At 35.8% G+C, this 20,097-nt stretch carries 3 protein-coding genes; all 3 read right to left on the bottom strand.

All coding sequences use genetic code 11. From position 1 onward, the window contains the following. Nucleotides 1-44: 44 nt before the first annotated feature. Entirely contained in the window at nucleotides 45-1,232 is a 1,188-nt protein-coding gene (pgk, locus tag BSF41_RS14335) for a phosphoglycerate kinase (protein ID WP_095930190.1), read from the bottom strand. A gap of 158 nt (nucleotides 1,233-1,390) precedes the next feature. Next, a complete protein-coding gene (locus BSF41_RS14330; protein ID WP_250834677.1) occupies nucleotides 1,391-2,347 on the bottom strand; it encodes a type IX secretion system membrane protein PorP/SprF in 957 nt (318 codons plus the stop codon). A 43-nt stretch (nucleotides 2,348-2,390) separates the two neighbouring features. Continuing rightward, nucleotides 2,391-20,006, bottom strand: coding sequence for a T9SS type B sorting domain-containing protein (locus BSF41_RS14325; RefSeq protein WP_172426912.1), 17,616 nt, complete (start codon nucleotides 20,004-20,006; stop codon nucleotides 2,391-2,393). Between the last annotated feature and the right edge of the window lie 91 nt (nucleotides 20,007-20,097).

Raw genomic sequence — 20,097 nt, 5'->3', positions numbered from 1 at the left:
CTTTATTGAAGAAAAGTGTTTAAAAAAATGTTAATTGTGATATTTTAGTCTAAAATCGCTGCGATTCCAGGTAAAATTCTTCCTTCTAACATTTCTAGCATTGCCCCACCACCAGTAGAAACATAGCTCATTTTGTCTTCAAATCCGAACTGTTTTACTGCTGCAACAGAATCTCCACCTCCTACTAAAGAAAATGCTCCATTTTCTGTAGCTTCAGCGATATAATCTCCTAATGCGATTGTTCCTTTAGAGAAAGTTTCCATTTCAAAAACTCCTAATGGACCATTCCAAAGAATTGTTTTTGACTCTAAAATAACTTTTTTGAAGTTCTCCAAAGATTTTGGACCCGCATCTAAACCTTGCCATCCGTCAGGAATTGCAGTAACGTCTACAATCTGAGTATTTGCATTGTTTGAGAAATCGTCTGCAGCAACAACATCAACAGGAATATGTACCTGCACTCCTTTTTCTTTTGCTAGTCTTAAAATTTCTAAAGCCAAATCTAATTTGTCATCTTCGCAGATAGACTCTCCGATTTTTCCTCCTTGCGCTTTAACGAAAGTAAAAGTCATTCCTCCTCCAATAATCATGTGATCTACTTTATCTAAGATATTTTCGATAACGGTGATTTTAGAAGAAACTTTAGAACCTCCAAGAACAGCAGTTACAGGTTTTTCACTGTTTTTAAGAACTTTATTTAAACTGTCAATTTCTTTTGCCAATAATGTTCCAAAGGTTTTATCGTTTGGAAAAAACTGTGCAATAATTGTAGTAGATGCGTGTGCTCTGTGAGCTGTACCAAATGCATCGTTTACATAAATATCTCCCAGAGAAGCTAATTCTTTAGCGAAAGCTACATCTCCTGCTTCTTCTTCAGCATGGAAACGTAAATTTTCTAATAAAAGAACTTCGCCTGGTTTTAAATCTTTTGCTGCAGTTTGAGCTGGTTCTCCAACGCAGTTTTCAGCAAATTTTACTTGAACTCCTAAAATATCAGAAGCTGTTTTTAAGATATGTTTTAGAGAGTATTTCTCTTCTGCTCCTTTTGGTCTTCCAAGGTGCGACATTAAAATCACACTTCCACCTTGAGCTAAAATAGCGTCAATTGTTGGCTTTGCAGCTTCAATACGTGTTGTATCTGTTACATTAAAATTCTCATCCAATGGCACGTTGAAGTCAACACGGATAATTGCTTTTTTATTTTTAAAATCGAAATCGTTTAAAGTTTTCATCTGCTAATTTTTTTAATTTTTTGAAAGAATAACAAATATAGAACTTTTACAGTAGTCTAAATTTCAAAAAAGCAAAAATAATCCATTAATAAAAACGAAAACGTTGTAAATTATGAAAACAAACAAAATAATTCTCAAAGATGATAAAAATTACTTGTCTAATCGTGAACTGGACTTTGTGTACAAGGACAGTTACTGATAGATTGTAAGAAATCGAATCCGATTGTGATGGAATGTGTTCCTGTGTTATACGTTCCAAGTCCATTAAACATTAACTGGTAAGAGTATGCAAAATAGAATTTAGATTTCATAAAACCAGCCATTGGTCCCATTGCCAAAGGTTTTGGGAACTGGTCATTTAAGAAACGGTAAGAAACTCCAATCCAATAGTAATCTTCGTAACGATTGTAACGTCTGTATTTGAAGTTAAAATCGGTTGTAGAACGCTGGTCATTTGCAAAGTACTGTAAGAAAACCGATGGTTCGTATTCGATACGTCTGTTTTCTCCATCTTTAAAAGTAAATCCAGAATATACCTGAAAGTTCGATAAAAGATCTGGTTCGTTTGCTCTCTCAAGACTAATATTCTTTTTCAATACGTTGTTGGCATTGAAACTAAAATAAAATCCTCTGTTACGATACAATGCACTAAGATCAAAGTTGTTGTTAGATGTACGACGATCGTCTGTTATCCCTCCGTCAGTCCCCGTAAAATTATTTGTTTCTAAACGAAAAGTATTGATGTTATACGAAATACCAAATGAAAGGTATTGCTCTGTACGATAATCTAGAATCAAGTGGTGCGCAAATGAAACTTTGGCTCCCGTTTGTCTTGTATTACCATTGCTATCATTATACAATGACAAACCAACTCCAGAACGATCTAAAACACGAAAATCTGCATACAATGACTGGTTATCTGGTGCGTCTTTAATTCCGACCCACTGTGTTAAACCATTGGCTCTAATACGGAGATTATCTCCAATACCAGCATAAGCAGGAGAAAGAATAAAAGGGTTATCAGCTAAATACTGGGTAAACACCGGTAGGTTTAACTCTTGGCTGTAACTTGTTGTTACAGCCATGAGTACTAAGGATAAAATAAGCTTTTTCATTGTATTAATATTTTTAGATAACATCATTGGGGCTATAATTTTGTTATCTGTATAAAGTGAAATGTCCAACAAATTCTCTTGGATCTTTCGGATCATTTAATTTAAGAACATACCAGTAATCACCTGTTGGTAATTCGTTTCCATGATATCTACCATCCCATTTTTGACCTACGTGGTATTTCGCTACTACTCTACCATATCTATCATAAATATCGAACGTTAGTTCTTTGTATGCTAATGCACCACAATCTGGACCAATAGTATCATTTTGTCCGTCACCGTTTGGAGTGAAGTAGTTTGGCAGACAGAAGTCATAGAATGTACCCTGAACTGTTATTGTTGCCTCACAACCATTTTTGTCTCTTACGATCACTACATAATCACCAGATTTGTAGATTCTATAGCTATTAGATGATGAGAATGATTCACCATTGAAGCTGTATTCGTAAGGAGCAACTCCACCAGAAGCTTTTACAACAATTGTGTTGATGTCTTTGCTTTGGTTTGTCACGTCAATTAAACTTACTGGATCTACAGCTGCTACTTCAAAAATTGGAGTTGGCACCTCACATCCGTTAGTATGTCTAGCAACAATGAAGTGGCTTCCTGGAGCAACATTTGTGAAAATGTTACTTGGCTGGAATGTTCCATTATTGTCAAGAGAGTAATCTACCTCTGCAGGGTTTGTGATAGAAGCATCGATTGTTACTACTACCATGTTTGCCTGTGCATTGTTAACACAATCATATGTTACTTCTGCAGTTGGGTTAAGAATTACAGCATTTGGCATATTCTCTACGAAATCTACCGGACAGTTGTTTGCATCTTTCACATAAACTGTATGTGCTCCACCTTTAAGGTTTGTAAAGTCAAACACTGTTTGTGTTGCAGTACCTGCAGTAAATGGTCCGTTTGGAGCATCTAAACTTACACTGTAAGGTAAAGTACCACCTTTAATTTCGATACTAAATGCACCATCTTTATCTCCGTCACAAACTTCTGGTATCATTGAGTTTGGAACCTCAGTTACAACTACAGGTCTTGGTTGTGAGATTGTGAAATCGTACAATACAAAACATCCGTTTTCGTCCTGAGCTATAGCTTGGTAATCACCAGGCGCCAATTTCTCAAATATCACTTTAGTATCAAACTGGTTCAGATTTGGAGAAATTGCATATTTAATAACTCCTGTTCCACCTGAAGCGATTATTTCAAGTTTACCATTATTCTCACCGAAACAAGTAACATCAGTTGGTTTAAATTGAGCTTGTAAAGCTTCTCTTGGTTCCGTAATAACAACCAATTCAGATTTATCACTACAATCCACACTTTCAACTGCTACTTGATATGTTCCAATTGGAAGATCAGCAAATACTCCATTGTCTTGAGCTGGACGAACAATTCCGCCTGTTCCGTTTAACAATGTATAAGAATAATGACCCAAGCCTCCTACTGCTTCTGCAGTAATTACTCCTGTAGCTTCTCCAGTACATTTTACAACTGCGCTTGAAACATCCAATTTAACATCTAATGGAGTTAATGCATAGATTGTAACTGTATTAGAGACAACACTTCTACATCCTTTAGAATCAAAAACAAAATACTTATAAGAACCTACTGGCACTTCAAATGAAACTGAAGATGCGAATGTACCTAATATTGTTGTTCCATCTGCACTATAAGTATATGGTCCTGTTCCTCCTTCAGCACTTAGCGTAAGCTCTGTTAAAGTCTGACAAGTTTGTGCTCTAGACTCTACTAAAGTAGCTAATACTTTTAGTGGATCTTTTATTTCAACTTCATTAGTTGTAAACTCACAAGAGAATCCATCTGTTATTGTTACACTATATCTTCCTGCTCCTAATCCAGAGAAAACTGGAGAAGAGAATGGTCCTGATGAAATTACAGGATTTTCAGAAAGTATATTTAAAGTATACATATAGTTGCTTCCTTGACCACCTGTTGGAGGGCTCACGGTAACTACACCAGATTTATCTCCAAAACATGGTAACGTTGTAACATTTGCACTTGCTGTAGCATTAATAGGCAATGGCACTATTAAAGTCTGACTTGTAGATGCCATACAACCTTTAGCGTCTTTAACGTTTATGGTATAAACACCTGCTGTTAGACCTGGATAGTTTGTCTTACTTGAATAATCTTCTACAACAGTTGTACCTCTTACTAATTGATATTGGTAAGATGTGTTCCAACCTCCTGTTGCGCTAACAGATATTTCACCGTCATTATTACCTGCAATACATGTAATATCCACTTTTGCTGATGTTGCAACTAATGCTTCGTTTGGTTGACTGATCGTAAATAATGTTTCTACTGAACATCTAGGATCACCTACTAAGGTAGCCACAACTTTGTATAAACCAGCGCTCAAATTAGAAACTCTTTGTGGACCTGCAGTTGGTGATTGACCTGAAGCTACTACCGCTGTACTTGGCGAAGGACCAGTCACTACATAATCAAATCTACCTGCATCGTCTTTTGGAACTATCTGATTGTCTACAAAAGTTAAATCTACGCTTCCATCAGTAGCATTGAAACAAATTTCTCCATTTACAGCAACTGCTTGAATACTGAATGTATTTGGATCAAACACATTGTGAACTTTCTGTAATAAACAGCCAGTATCTTTATTCAGAACTGTGATGATATATTCACCAATTCCTAAATCTGTAAATACTCCATTTGCATTTGGCGCATTTCCTGGTACAGTAGCACCAGAAGAATAAGCGATTGAATATTCTAAGTTTGTTGGTGTACCTCCTGTCGCATCTACTGATACTGTAATGTTTTCTTTAGTAGGACAAGTGATTGCATCATCAACTCTTACATTTACTTTGTCTAAACGGATGAATGGATTAATTACCCAAGTTGTTGGATTAGTACCCTCACAACCATTTTCGTCATAAACTTTTACTACGAAATTTCCACCTGTAAAATCGGTTTGAGTATACACATTTCTTTCTCCTTTGTAAACTCTTACACCATTTCTAATAAACTCATAAGTGTACTTATCATAATTTTCAGAACCTCCAGTAACACCAGTTACTGTGATTGTTGCAAAATTGCTAGTGTTACCGCTAGTACATAAGTACTGCACCACAGCTGGATCTGGAACCACAATTGCTTTAGGTCCTTCAACTTTTACATCAATAAAGGCTGTACAACCTCTTCCTGAGAATACTTCAACTCTGTAATCTCCAGCTGCTAATCCTTCAAACAATCCGCTTTCTTGAAGTGGACCGTTGTTGATTCTATATTTGTATATAGGGTTATCATTTACTCCTGGAGTAATGCTTGCTCTAATTTTACCATCTGTATAACTGAAACATGTAACAGGAGTAGGAACTGCTTTGAAACCATCAATTTTAGTTGCTGGAGCAATAACCACCGTTGTTGAAATTGGACAGTTAGTCGTTGTATCAATCACATCGATTGTGTGAGAACCAGAATCTAAACCTGTAAATTCAGCTGTCGTAGTTGTTACTGCAGGTTGTCCGTCAATTGAATAACTGTAATTTCCTGAACCACCAGTTGCTGTAACACTAATTCTTCCGTCTCCTTCATCACAACTTGGCCAATCTAAAATTTTAGTATCCAATTCTAAAGGCTGTAAAATAGTTACTAGAGCTGGGAATTTAGTCTCACAACCAAATTTATCGCGTACTGTGATATCGTAAGCTTTTGCCACGTTCACTGTAAATGATTTAGAAATTTGGAATCCTCCACCAATACTATATGTAAATGGACCTACTCCAATAGCAACAGAATCATCTACTACAATTTCATAATTTCCATTATTATCAGCACAATGAGATGTAACTTTTGCTGTAAAGTTACTTGGCAATGGATCAGTTGTAATGTTAACTGTTATCGGTTGAGAGATACATCCGTTTTTATCTTTCGCATATACATACCAACTCGCCGTAGCAGGATTTAATACTCTAGTAGCTTCTGGTTCAAATGTACCGTAAGCTGCTCCCGCTGCAACAAAAGAATAGGTATAATCTCCAGCTCCTCCGTGTCCTAGAACTGTCACTACTGCACCAGTTTTACAATTAGCATTTACGTTATCTTCTTCTGAAACAGTTACATCGATAGGATCGTTAACCGTAACGCTGAAAGTTATTGGGCAAGTTGTTATATCATCAACAACACTAATCTCATAAACTCCTATTGCTAAATTCGCTAAAGTAACCTCTGTGTTAGAAGTTGTATGTGGTCCATCAAAAGCAGCACCATCTTTAGTTACTGAGTAAGTATATGTTCCTTTGAAATCAGACATTGTAAAGACTACTTTTCCGTCGTCTGTACCGATACAAGATTTCGCGAAAGCATCACCTGTAGCTTGGATTTTAACAACGTCTTTGATAGTCAATATATCAGTGAATGAACATTTAAAACTATCTGTTACCTCAAATTTATATTCACCGAAAGGTAATCCTGTAAATACGGCTGGATCTGCACTTCCAGTTGTTGAAACTGGTGGATAAAGCGTAGTTGCCACACCGTTGAATTCTATAATTTTAAATTCTAACGCACCTACACCGTTTGTAGCTGTTACTGTAACAGTACTAGTAGCGTTTGCAGGATTACAAGTAATAGCAGTTGCTAAGAATTCTAAAGCACTCGGTTTGTTTAATGGAACAATCGGAACTGTTACTGGTGGTGTTTCACAACCATTAGCATCTCTAACCGTATAGGTAACTGATGCAACTGAACCGTCATTTGGTACAGAGATACTATTTGTATCATCGTATCCATTTCCGTCAAAATTATATTGGTAAGGTGCCGTACCTTCTTTACCTGTTACCACAATTTCTGTAAATCTATTACAAGCATTATTTGCTGTAATAGCATACTCTTGATCTAACTTATTTGGCTGAATAATTATAATATTAGCCGAAGTAGTCGTACAACCTTTACCATCTGTAACTTGAACTGTATACGTACCTTGAGGTAAATCGGTATAAACACCGCTTACATCTCCTGTTGTATTTGTAACTGTTCCAGAAAGCACATATGAATATGGTTCTACTCCACCAGTTGGTACAACTGTTAAAGTTCCATTGCTGTCATTCCAACATAATACATCTGTATGCGAATCTCCAAGAGTAATTGGCTCTGGATCTGTAACCGTTACAGGAATAGTTGTAAATGTACATGGTAAGTTACTGTCTGAGATTTCAAAAGTGTAATCTCCTTCAGCAGTTACAAATTCTGTAAAATCACCCGTAGCTGTTTTTGGAGCTGGGAATACTGCAACACCGTCTAGGTACATTTGGTATGTATAATCTTTTACACCACCTTTTACTTCAACAACAATTTTTGCTGCTTCATTACCTACTTCACAATAAAGATCTTTCTCTAATGTTGCTGCGGCTGTTAAACGCTCTTGAATAATATACGTTTGCTCATCTGAACAACCATGCTCATCTGTTAAAACGATTTTATATGAACCTGCTTTTGTAAATGTCGCTATAGCACCTGTTGGCAATCCATCAATCGTAAATGTTTTAACATTATTGTATGTTGTAGCAAGAGCATCAAGATCTACAGTCAAGTCAACATCTACAAAACACTGTTGTACAGGCATATTAAGAACTGGAGCTGCGTCAAGATCAATATCTACTGGGATTGGCGCTGAAACGCAACCATTCGCATCTTTAATATAAACATCCCATAATAGGTTTGTCAAATCTGTATCAACCACCAATGGAACAGTAGACGCTGCAAACGCTACTGGAGCTGGTTGATTTCTTATAACTGCTGCATAAGAATAATTTGGCGTTCCACCTACAATGTTTGTAATTGTAATTGTAGAATTATCTTCAGAACAATATACATTGCTACCCGTTGCAGTAAATACAATTGGAGCTGGCATTGTAATGGTAACATCTGCAGATTTCGAACAATTTGTTGTATTATCTGTTACTGTTACTGTGTAAGTTCCTTCAACAAGACCATCTATTGTAACTACATCACCTGCTGTTGTAGGAGCGTTGTGAGCTAATCCAGTTGGTGTACTTGTAACAACAACTGTGTAACCAGCAGTACTAAAGTCTGAAACTGTGAAAGTTGCCTCACCGTTGTTATTGGTTCCGTTTATTGTGTTACAGCTTACATTGATTTGTGATGTTTTAACAATATCAATTTTATCTAATTTTTCAATTACATAAGGTCTTTCGATAGAACATCCTCTCTCGTCTGTCACTTTAAACATGTAAGTTCCAGCAAGTAAGTTGTCAAATACATTTGAAGTTCCGTTGTCTTTAGTGAATGGAGAAACAATTTCATATTTATCAATTGCATAACCACCTATTACTGTTAAAGTAACTTGTGTTTCTTCATCTGGACATGTTGCTACTATCGTTTGAGCAAAATCAATATCGTCTAATTTCGTAAACGGATTAACAATTGTAGAACCATTTGTTTTACAACCATTCTTATCGATTACATAGTAATTTACCGTATGAGGGTTTCCGTCATTTGGAATCGTTACTTTATTTTCTTTCGTATAATTTGCACTTCCATCAAAATTATATAGATACGATGCTGTACCTCCCGTTCCAGTAATTGTAACTTCTGCAAGTTCTGGATCGCTTCCTGAAAGACATCCAAAATCTTTCAGAGCAACAATGGCTCCTAAAGCAACAGTTGGTCCTCCAATAGTGTAATCTTTATATAAAGAACACAATCTCTTAGAAGTCACCGTAATTCTATAATCTCCTATCGGAAGATTACTAAATACGTTATCTGTCTGTACAATACCTAATGGTAGAGGCGCTCCTGATACTAATGCAATTTCGTAAGTATACGGAGGTTCATTATTACCTGCAAGTAAATTTACTGTAATAGTTCCGTTTGAATCTCCAAGACAAAGTACATCTGTAGCTACAGCATCAAAAGTAACTGGAGTTCCAGCTGGCAATTCAAATTCTGTTGTAGTAGTACATCCAACATTTGTAAGGTCGGTCATTGTTACTACATACTTACCAGCTTGTAATCCTGTAATTGTATTGCCTACTATAGATACACTTGGGAAACTTGGTAAAATACTATAACCATAATTTCCTGATCCTCCACTTGGAACTAATGTTACTCCACCATTATCATCATTACAATTTGGCAGAACAAGATTTGAAGCTTCAAGTTTTAATGGAGCGTCAATTGTTATCTTCTTAACATCTGTACAGTTGTTTTTGTCTTTTATTGTAATTTCATGTTCTCCAGAGTGTAAATTTGGTATTGTATACGGGAATGTTCCAGTATATGGTACAAAAACTCCATCGTCAACTTTAATAGAATATCCTGGCATTCCTACGTTAGACAATGTTACTACGATTCCGAAAGTATCTTCGCTAACACATTTGTTATCTACATCTAAACTAATTTCTGGACTTGGGTCTTTAGAAATTATCTGACCTAGTTCTTTCTCACATTCATTAGCATCTTTTATAACAATGTTATAGTTTGTAGTAGTTGGAGAATATGGCAACTCTAAAACATTTTCACTTCCAAATGAAGCTGGTGCTGTAGCTGGTGCAGTATAGAAACCATAAGTATAAGGTCCTGTTCCTCCACCTGCGCTAATTGTTACAAAAGCATTTTTATCGCAAGTTGCATTCACCACTTTAGTAATACTAGCATCAAGTGCTGAAGCTGGCTGTTTAATTTGGAATTTCGTTGTAGTAGAACATTTAGTTCCGTCTATTTCTTTTACATAAAGAATGTAATTACCTGGCAATAAACCTGTAATTGTTCCTGTGTAAGGAGCTGCATAGATATCACCAAATTTAGGGCTTAGAATTGGCAGATTAGTTAAGTTATCTCTTACTTCATAATAAATATGAGTAGTTCCTGCGCCTAAATCTTTTACTTCAAAACTTAATTCACCATTTCCTGCATTAAAACATGTTACATCTTTTGGCGTAACGTCTGCCGTAATATCTGAAATCTTAGGTGTAGTATATTCTAAATACGATGGACATCCGTTCGCATCTACAACCATAAAATTATAAGTCGTATTCTGCTCTAATTTTTTGAAATCCCACTCTTTGTCAGGTACAATGCCAGAAGACTGACCAAGTCCATAAATAGAATATTCAAAATCTGCTGTACCACCTGTTACTTTAACTCTAACAGTGATACCTTCCTCGCAATCCATTCCAATAGTCTCAGCTTCAAAAGCCAAATATGGAAGTGGTTCAATTCTTATCGCAGTACTCTCATACTTACATCCTTTTGCGTCTACTATATGAATAAAGTAGTCACCAAAATCTAAATTAGGGAAATTATGCTTTACCAATGCATCTGCTGCATTTGCAATATAAGTTCCTTTTACTGCCATTGTATTATCATACAAATAGTATGTAAATGGTGCTGTACCTCCAGAAGCAGCTGTAAGATTTACATCTATACTTCCTGGTTTTGTACTTAGACATGTAATTCCATTTGCTTTAATTACTGGTATAATAGCCGCAGGAGCAGTAACAATAGCTATTCCAGAAGCTTCACAACCTTTGTTGTCTCTTACTGTATAAGGATAGTTTCCTGCAATTAATCCTCCATAAATAAATTTATCTAAGAAAAGTCCTCCGTTAAAACTAAATTTAAATGGTCCTTCTCCTGCTGTCGCCTCAAGTGTTACAGATCCGTCTGCATCTCCATTACAAGTTGGACTTGTTGGAGTATCTTTTACCAGAACCGTTTGAGGATCTTTTAATTCAACTGCTATTGTTTCTTTTATACAGCCATTAGCATCAGTAATTTCAAACTGATACGTTCCTGCCGCTGTTACTGGATAATCGAAAGATGTTCCTGTAAAAGGTGTTCCTGTAGTTGGGTAAGAGCCTGCATCTATTTTTACTTTATAAGTAAAGTTTGGTTTTCCTCCAGTTACCACTTTAACCTTAATGTTTCCATTTACTGGTGTTACAGCAGCACATGTAAGTTCTTTAGTGATGTCTGCACTAACCGTCATTGCATCGTAAACAGTAATTGGTGCTGTTCCTGTACAACCGTTAGCATCTTTAACCGTAATCGTGTATGTTCCTGCGCCAACAGTAAATATATTAGCTGGACTTGGTGCAACACCTGTATTAATTGTATAAGTATATGGTGCAACACCACCATTACCTGTTGCTTCTATAACAAATGCGTTACCAGAAACTGTACATTGATTGTTTACTTTAACATCAACAGTTGGTGCTAAATCAGTATCGATAGTTACGTCTATCTTAGCTGTACAATTATTAGCATCTTTAACCCAAACATCCCATTCTGTGTTCATTACTGGGCTAAGATCTGCACTCGCAGCATCTTTGTAATCAGAATCTGTTGGGGCTACATTGTTTTGTTTAAATGCATATTTATAATCTAACGTTCCTCCAGTAGCATGTACTGTTACTTTAGACGTTGCTTTGTTACAGTTTGCATTTACATTAGAATCTAAATGTAAAACTAAAGCATCTGTAGGCTGTGTAATTACAACTTTTGTTGAGAAAATACATAATGTAGTTTCATCTGTAAATACTACATCGTATGTTCCTTCTCCAAGATTAGTTAAATCGAAAGAAGTCGCAGTCTGATTTGTAGCTGTCACAACTCCATTAACTGTATAGCTATAAGTACTTACAAATTTACCTACTGTATATCTAATAGCTCCTGTAGTTTCTTTTGGAATCGCATAACAATAAACATCATTAAGTTTATTTGCTGCTGCAGTAATAGAAACTACTGGTGGAATATTAATACTAAACTCATCATAACAACCATTTGAAGCTGTTGCTCTGAAAGTATAGTTACCAGAATCAAGATCAGTAAATACTCCTGAAGTAGCTCCAGTAGTATTCGTTTGTCCTGAAACGATTGTGTAAGAAGTTACAGCTCCGCTACCAGCAACTAATGTAATTGTTGCGGTACTTTTTCTGCTAGCAACTGGATCACAATAAATTTTTGTTACGTCAACTTTTGCAATCTTAGGCGGATTAAGCGGTAAGATTGTAAGTGTTTTAACAGCAGTTGTACAACCATTACCATCCATGATAGAATATCTAACAGTCTGTGTTTTTGTATTATCTACAACTTCTAAAGTGTTTGATGGACCATAAGATCCTCCATTAAAGCTGTATGAATAAGGAAGCACTCCTCCTGTTCCTGTAACGGTAACATTTTTAGGTTCTTTAGTATTTGTAGTGTTACAAGTAAATGGGTCAATACTTGCATCGGCTGTTAACTCAGCTGGTTCTGCTATAGTAACATCTGCTGTAGCCGATTTACAACCTAAAGCATCTTCTACCACAATATCATAAATACCTGCACCTAATCCTGAAGGATTATTTACATTATAAACCTCTGCTGGTGAAGAACCTCTTTTGGTAATCGTATATGTAAATGGCGCTTTTCCAGAAGTAGCTGTTACCAAAATACTTCCTGTTTTTGCTCCATAACATTTTACATCAACTTTAGATGTACTTATTGTTAAAACTGTAGGTTTTAGAGTAACCGTAATATCTGCTGTATAAGCATAACAAACTGGGTTTGCAGTATCGTTAACTCTAAATTTATAAGTTCCTGCTGCACTTGCTGTGTAAGGGCTTGTTACTGTTGAGTAACCCCCTCCATTGAATGAAACTGCATAAGTACGAGTTCCTGTTCCTCCTGCAGAAGATAAGCTTATTGTTGTATTTGGCGTACAATCTGTATCTGCAACTACTGATGGAGTAATTGTTAATTGTTCAGCCACTACGTAATTAATAAAATCGATACAACCGAATTTATCTTTTACCGTTAATTTATAAGTTCCAGGCGTTAAGTTAAATGTATCAGCCGTTCCAAAATTAGTACCATCTTTACTAAATGTTGCTGGCAATGCATATGTACCTGTAATTTTTACAGAAATTGGAGTTCCTAGGTAACATTGTGCTGCAATAGGATCCATTTTTGGAAGATCCTCTGTTCCAACAGAGACTGTTTTCTTAATAGCACAATTATTTGCATCTTTAACGTATACATCTATACTTGTTGTAAGAACTGATGTGTCTACTGTTAAAGTTGATCCGTAAGGTGTTGATGGACTTGTTGAACCACTTGCTGCAAATGCATAAGAATAGTTTCCTGTTCCACCCTGTAAATTTGAAATTGTGATTGTTGTAAATTTATTATTACAGCTAATTTTTGAAGCATTAACATCAAAAGTAATTGGAGTAGCTGCACCAATGATAGCTTCTTTGCTATCAGAAACACAACCTGTAGTTCTATCTGTAGCAACAAAAGTATATGTTCCAGGTGCTAAATTTGTATACGTAACTTTATTACCATTAACATTTGGTGTACCTGTATTAGGAGTAAAAGTATATGTAAAGTTACCTGTACTGCTTACATCAGAAACAGTAAATGTAGCACTACCATTTTTAGAGCCCGCACATAATTCATCCGTTTTTACAACATCAGCTTTAATTTTAACTCCATCAGCAATAGTTTTTGATCCTGTAGCTGTACAACCTCTTGCATCTGTCACTTTAAATTCATAGTAGCCTGCTGTTAGACCAGTAAATGTAGCCGTATTTCCAGTTTGCGCTGCTGGCGTAACTGGTCCTACAGTAACTTCGTATGTATACGGAGCAATACCTCCATTTGCTGTTAATGTAAGACTTGTTTCTGTTGCATTACATGTAATTGCAGCAGGGTTAGAAATTGTAATTCCTGTTGGCGGGTTAAATGCCGGAACTTTAATTTCACCTTCAGCTGTACATCCATTTCCATCTTTTACATAGAATTTAATAGTTTGCTCAGCATTTGTTAAAGTAACTGTTTTAGTCGTTACATTATTATAATTTGTACCACCATCAAAGTTGTACGTATAGTTACCTGCACCACCTGCACCAACAATTGTAATTACTGCTGTAGAGCTACATGTAGTATTGGCTGGGAAGCTACCAGTAACTTTAACCTCTGTCGGGTTTGTTAATATAACATCGTAAATAGGTGAAAGACATCCTTTACCATCTTTTACTTGATATTTATACGTTTTTGTATTTGTTGCACCAACAAATGCATCTAAGTTAGAATGTGTTGCAGAAGTGGTAAAATTACCTCCGTCAAAACTAAATTCGTATGGTCCACCATTTCCGCCAGCTGGTATAACTGTAAAACTTCCGTTATTACCGTTATAACATTTAGGATTTATTGGCGTAGTAGATCCTGTTGGTTCAAGCTTAGCATCTACAGTTACTGCAGTTGTTAAAGCAGGACATCCTTTAGAATCTGTAACTCTAAATACATAAGATCCAGTTCCCGAAGCTGGGTAAACATTAGATCCTATTGCTACAAAAGGAGCTCCATTAATAGATACTTCATAAGTATAGCCTGGTGTTCCGTTTTGAGCTGTAATTGTAATCTGCGCGTTTGGCGAATTTGTACAATCTAATGGTTTTGTTACCTCTGCATATGCTGTAACTTGTGTTCCTATTGCAATATTTGTAAGTGGCGTAGCATTACAGCCATTTGCATCTCTAACGTAGATTGTATAATTACCTGAACCTAAATTCTCGAATTTTTCTGAATCCTGATAATTCACACCATCCAAACTGTAATGGTAAGGTGCTTTTCCGCCGCTAACACTTACAACCAAAGTTGCTTTGTTTCCAGCATCATAACAAAGATCTGAACTAGGATCTAAAGTCGCTGTAGGAGGTACTGCTCCAACAACAGTTACCTTATCAGAAGCTGCTGAAGAACAATCTCCAGAATCTTTTACTACCACTACAAAGTCACCTGTCGCAGTTAAGGGCAAGTTGAAAGTATCTTCAGTCTGGAATGCTATTACAATTGTTCCATCTGGACGTTCTAACTGATATTTATAATTTGGTTTTCCGCCTTTTGCAGAAGCCTTAATTACAGCACCGTCTATACATGTTGGCTGAGTCGTTACAGTAGCCAATGCAGTAACAGCTTCTGGAGCAGTTACACTTCTTGAATAACTTGTAGAACAATTTCCAGCAGTATCATACTGAACAACTACTGTATAATTTCCTGCAGCTAACTTATCTAAAACTAGAGGTGAAGCACTTGAATTTTGTAAACCTCCACCATTTACTGTATAATAATATCCTGTTGCAGGATTAAAGTTACTAACCGGAATTGTAATTATTCCGTCAGCTTTATCAATACAAGTTAAGTTATCAACAATTGGCGTATCGGCTTTAAAGCCTTTGTTATCTTCTATAATAACTGTAAATTCTTTCTCTGCATCACAACTTGCAGGAATCTGGCGTACCCAGATATCATCAATCAATACATCGTTACCATTAAATTCGTTACTATAAGATCTAATAACAAAACTTAAATTAGTGTATGCTCCAGGATTTAATGATAATTCTTTATATTCCCATTGCTCGCTTTTTGGAACTACCCAAGGGTTTGAAGTATCTGTTGTTGCAACAATCGTTTCTGTACCTCCAACTCCATTCAAGTTATTAATTAATTGAATAGTTAATTTTGGATCAGCATGAGAAGTTGATGTTTTAACAATAAGATTTTCTGCCCATAACGAAATAATAACGGGTTGATTTACAATAACATCTCGAATTGGCTTACTATATAAGATTCCTCCAATACCTGCTGTACCTCCAACGTTCACACATAAAAATCTTCCTAACGGACTAGTAGGCACTGTATGATCTTTGGCTACTATCCAAGAATCATTAAATCTAGTTCTAATTGAACTTGCTACTGCATATTCACCATCATTTATCCATTCATCTCTATTACATTTATAATCTGGAGCTAAATGTGTTGATGTCTCATCTTCAAAGCAATAACCTGGGTTAATTCCTGGTGTTGTTGTATACGAACCAAGACCAAAATCCTCTCTTAATAAGTTACTATAAGTAGGAACTTTAGTTACTGTATATTTAACTTTTATTTTATGATTTCCTGCTGGAACATTTGTAAATACGTTATTTGTTATTGGTGTATTAGGTGTTCCATCAATATAGTATTCATAAGTATAATTTGTGTTTTGAGGATTTCTTACCGTTATGGTTGTAGAAGCCTTACCATCACAACTATAAACTGTAATAGGATCATCAATTGTCGGATCTGTTGGTTTAGGATCTAAAATAATTTTATCTGTTATTGTAAAAATACATCCTGCATTATCTTTAACTCTTAAAGTATAACCAGTAGTATTTGGCATAACATCTGCCTCATTTACATTTACCCAACCTTTGCCATCACCAAAATCGTATTGGTATGGAGGAGTTCCTCCCTCGACATTGTTAATTCTTAATTTTCCTCCTTGATTATCACCATTTGTATCTGGCAACGTACAGCCTGCTAATGCTGCTACACCTCCAGATGCAGTAAGTGCTGATGTTGGACCTGTAATTGTTACATTAATTGGATCAGTAAAACAGTCTTTTCTTTGTTGTACATTGTTTACTGTATAAGTAACACTATATCTAACAATAACTTTATAAACACCTGGATTCAAATTAAGGAAAGTAGTATTTCCAGAATAACTAAGTCCATTGTCAATACTATAAGCCAAAATGTTACCATTAGGCACAATATTTTCAATTCTAATAGAAGACGAACCATCATAACAAGCACTACTTGTATGATTCACATCAAAAGTAGGTTTTGAAACTTCTGGTATAGTAATAGAAGTTGTTGCAGAACAGCCTGCATCGTCAACGACTCTAATCTCGTATGTTTTTGCTTCTGTAATAATAACCGGATTGGTATCAACACGTGTTGGAGATCCGTTTATAAAATAAGCGTATGGTGCTTTTCCTCCCGAAGCTGATAATAATAGTTTACCATCACTACAAGCTGTAAAAGGTTCTTGTAATGTTGCAAATGCTTTTAATTGGCTTGAAGGCGCTTTTATTTCAAAATAATAAGATACATCACATTTTGGCGCTGGAGTCTGGTCTATAGGACTGCTTGTAACTCTGATATAATAGTTTTTACCGTAAGTTCCGTAACTTAAAGATGAAAAACTATAATCTAAAGCTGTAACAGGACCATCTTGTTTTTCAATTTGTCCAGTTGCCTGATTATAAAGATAAATATAATATGGCCCTTCAAAATCTTTGATTCCAACACTTGCACTTCCTAAATCAGTTGGACAGATCGGATCTGTTTTCTTACCATCTAATGTTAGGTTTAATCTTCTGATTAAAATATTAGGTATTTTAAAAATACATGGGTTTGTAGTTACCCCTTTCTGTCTAATATAAATCGTATATGCATCTGGATTGTAAATAGGGAAAGTATTGCTGTCTTGCCATTCCCAATCTTGGATAGTCGCAGTTGGACTTGTTTTAATTGCATACTGGTATCCTGCAGGAACGTCACGTACTGTAATACTTCCATTGCTACCACAAAGCATATCAACATGTTCTTCTGTTGGTGCTAATGGATTAGTGAAAACATTAAAGTAAAAACGGTTGAAACAGCTACCAGAATAATTAATTGTCAAACGGTATTGTCCAGCATCTTTTGCAGTAAAATCTGGACCCGTACTTACTTGTATCCATTTACAATCTGTACTTTCGTTAGCACAATTTTCGTTCGTTACGGCTTTACAGCTACTTGTGTCAAGCCTTTCCCAAACGATATTAGAACTATCATTAATTCCTGTCTTAATTAGTCTTGATGCATTTGCTCCACACAAAAATATCTTTGGCAATTCTTTACCATCGTTAGGACAAATTACAATTTGATCTGCAACATCCAATACTGGATTCTTTGCAGTTTCACCAAATCTTTCAACAGTAAATTTCTCAAAAATAGATCTACAAGGTGCTGGCGCTTCATTGTAAACATAATAAGTCCCCGGATCTTTAACCGTTAGAGTCTGTCCTGTTCCTATTTTTTTAGTTTTTTCCTTATCGCTGTACCAAGTATATGTTGAGTAACCATTTGCTGCAGTAATATCCAACGTCTCTGTACACAAAGTACGTTTTCTATCATATTGACAACCCTCAACACCTACTAAAAAGTTGGTTGCTTTTGGTACCAAAATACATCCTGTATTAGTATCCACACTCGGGTCATCCGATATTGTGAAAGAGGTATTTTGAGAACCTTTATATGTAGCGTATGCAGAGTTATCGATACTGTTTGAACAAGCTTCATCAAGCATTGTACAATCAGGAATTACCTGCACTTTAAATTTTATTGTTTTTTCTGTTAAACCTACTTTAACGATATCACTACGAACATCAAAAACAATACTTCTTGTAGTAGGGTTCCAACTTTTTACCGTTACACCATCTGGTAATGGCAATAAATCTGTTGGATAATTAAAAATAATATTGATAGGCAGCTGATCACGAATTGTAAAAGAAGTCGCATCATCATTACCTGTATTTTTAAAACCAATTTCGTAATTTAATTGCTGACCTAATGTTACCGTTTGCCCTCCAATATTATCTCCATTCGAGTTTTTAACGATTTTTGTAAGTACAATTTTAGGTTCAATAATTTCAACCGATATGGCAGTAAAGAACATAAAGTACGAATCCTGCGAAGTATTAATTCTTAGCGTCGCACTCGTCTCATTATTTTGAATGATATTATTGCCATCATTTAAAACTTTAACCACTCCGGCATCATAACCCAATGTATTTTTACTGGCCGGATTACGATTGGTCATAATTGCATCTCCGTCAGTAATCGTACTATTAAAAAAGTTAGGTTTAGCAGGACTTCCTGCATCCCATCTAGTAGGCGGAACTGCTGGCGTAATTGGTCTAGCTAATGAAGATATAGGTCCCCATAGAGTAGATTTTCCACCTTTAAATTGTAATCCGTCACCCTCTAAAGGATTATCCCCCTCTAAGGCACTAAATCCTAATTTTACATTTACATTTCCTTCAGGGTTCGTTGTAAAACCACTAATTGGAATATCCAAAGGAGGATCAGTACTTCTAATCATACTGAAACCATCAAAACTAGTAATGTATTTACTTGGCAGTTTTGGATCTTTATAAATTACGTAAATACTCCATCCTGCAGAGTTTCCACCTCCAGGGTTAAGTGACCCTTGAGAACAAACTAAATCTGCTATAGTATATAGACCTGGACCGGCAGCCTTAACTTCTGTCGTAATTTCTTTAAAACAAGCATAAGGCTTTGAAAGATAGGCATTGTTTACTCCTGATGCTCCTTCATCCCAAATTATACTTCCTGTTATATCCTTATAAGCGCTAGTGCCCGTTTTTAATTTAACCTTATTAATATTGTTTCTATCAGAGCCTTGATAAGTTCCCGACCAATATAAAGCGGCATAAGCAATTTCGTAACAATCTTTACTGGCATCTGGAATAACCAATGTTGCCGAACTAGAATTGAAAGTTGCTGCATCATTATCTATGTCGATATACTTCATATCCAAGTTATCGTTCGCCGTAGTACCGGTACCTTGAGAATCGAAAGCATTATTTGGACGGTTGTTTCTTCCACCTCCATCTCTATTTAAGATATTGTTTCCAATAACTAAAATATCTCCTTTTAAACTGGTATTATACCTTGGATCAAAATTCTTTCTTAACTGACCGTAAGAAGAAATCCCGAGCAAGAGAAATACAGCTGCAATAAATACTTTAAAAATAGTAGGTTTTTTCATAGTCTTCATTTTGTTGTGGCCTTTTTTTAATTTTTTAAGGGGCATTAAAAAATAAATCATAGCATTCTTAACATTTTATTTTTATGTCCTT

The sequence above is a fragment of the Flavobacterium sp. ACN2 genome (assembly GCF_002303885.1).
Classification (GTDB): Bacteria; Bacteroidota; Bacteroidia; order Flavobacteriales; family Flavobacteriaceae; genus Flavobacterium.
This window is presented reverse-complemented; position numbering and strand designations above follow the sequence as displayed.

Excerpts from the sequence above, each read along its gene's own strand:
- pgk (WP_095930190.1), bottom strand. The coding sequence starts at position 1,232 with ATGAAAACTTTAAACGATTTCGATTTTAAAAATAAAAAAGCAATTATC.
- BSF41_RS14330 (WP_250834677.1), bottom strand. The coding sequence starts at position 2,347 with ATGAAAAAGCTTATTTTATCCTTAGTACTCATGGCTGTAACAACAAGT.
- BSF41_RS14325 (WP_172426912.1), bottom strand. The coding sequence starts at position 20,006 with ATGAAAAAACCTACTATTTTTAAAGTATTTATTGCAGCTGTATTTCTC.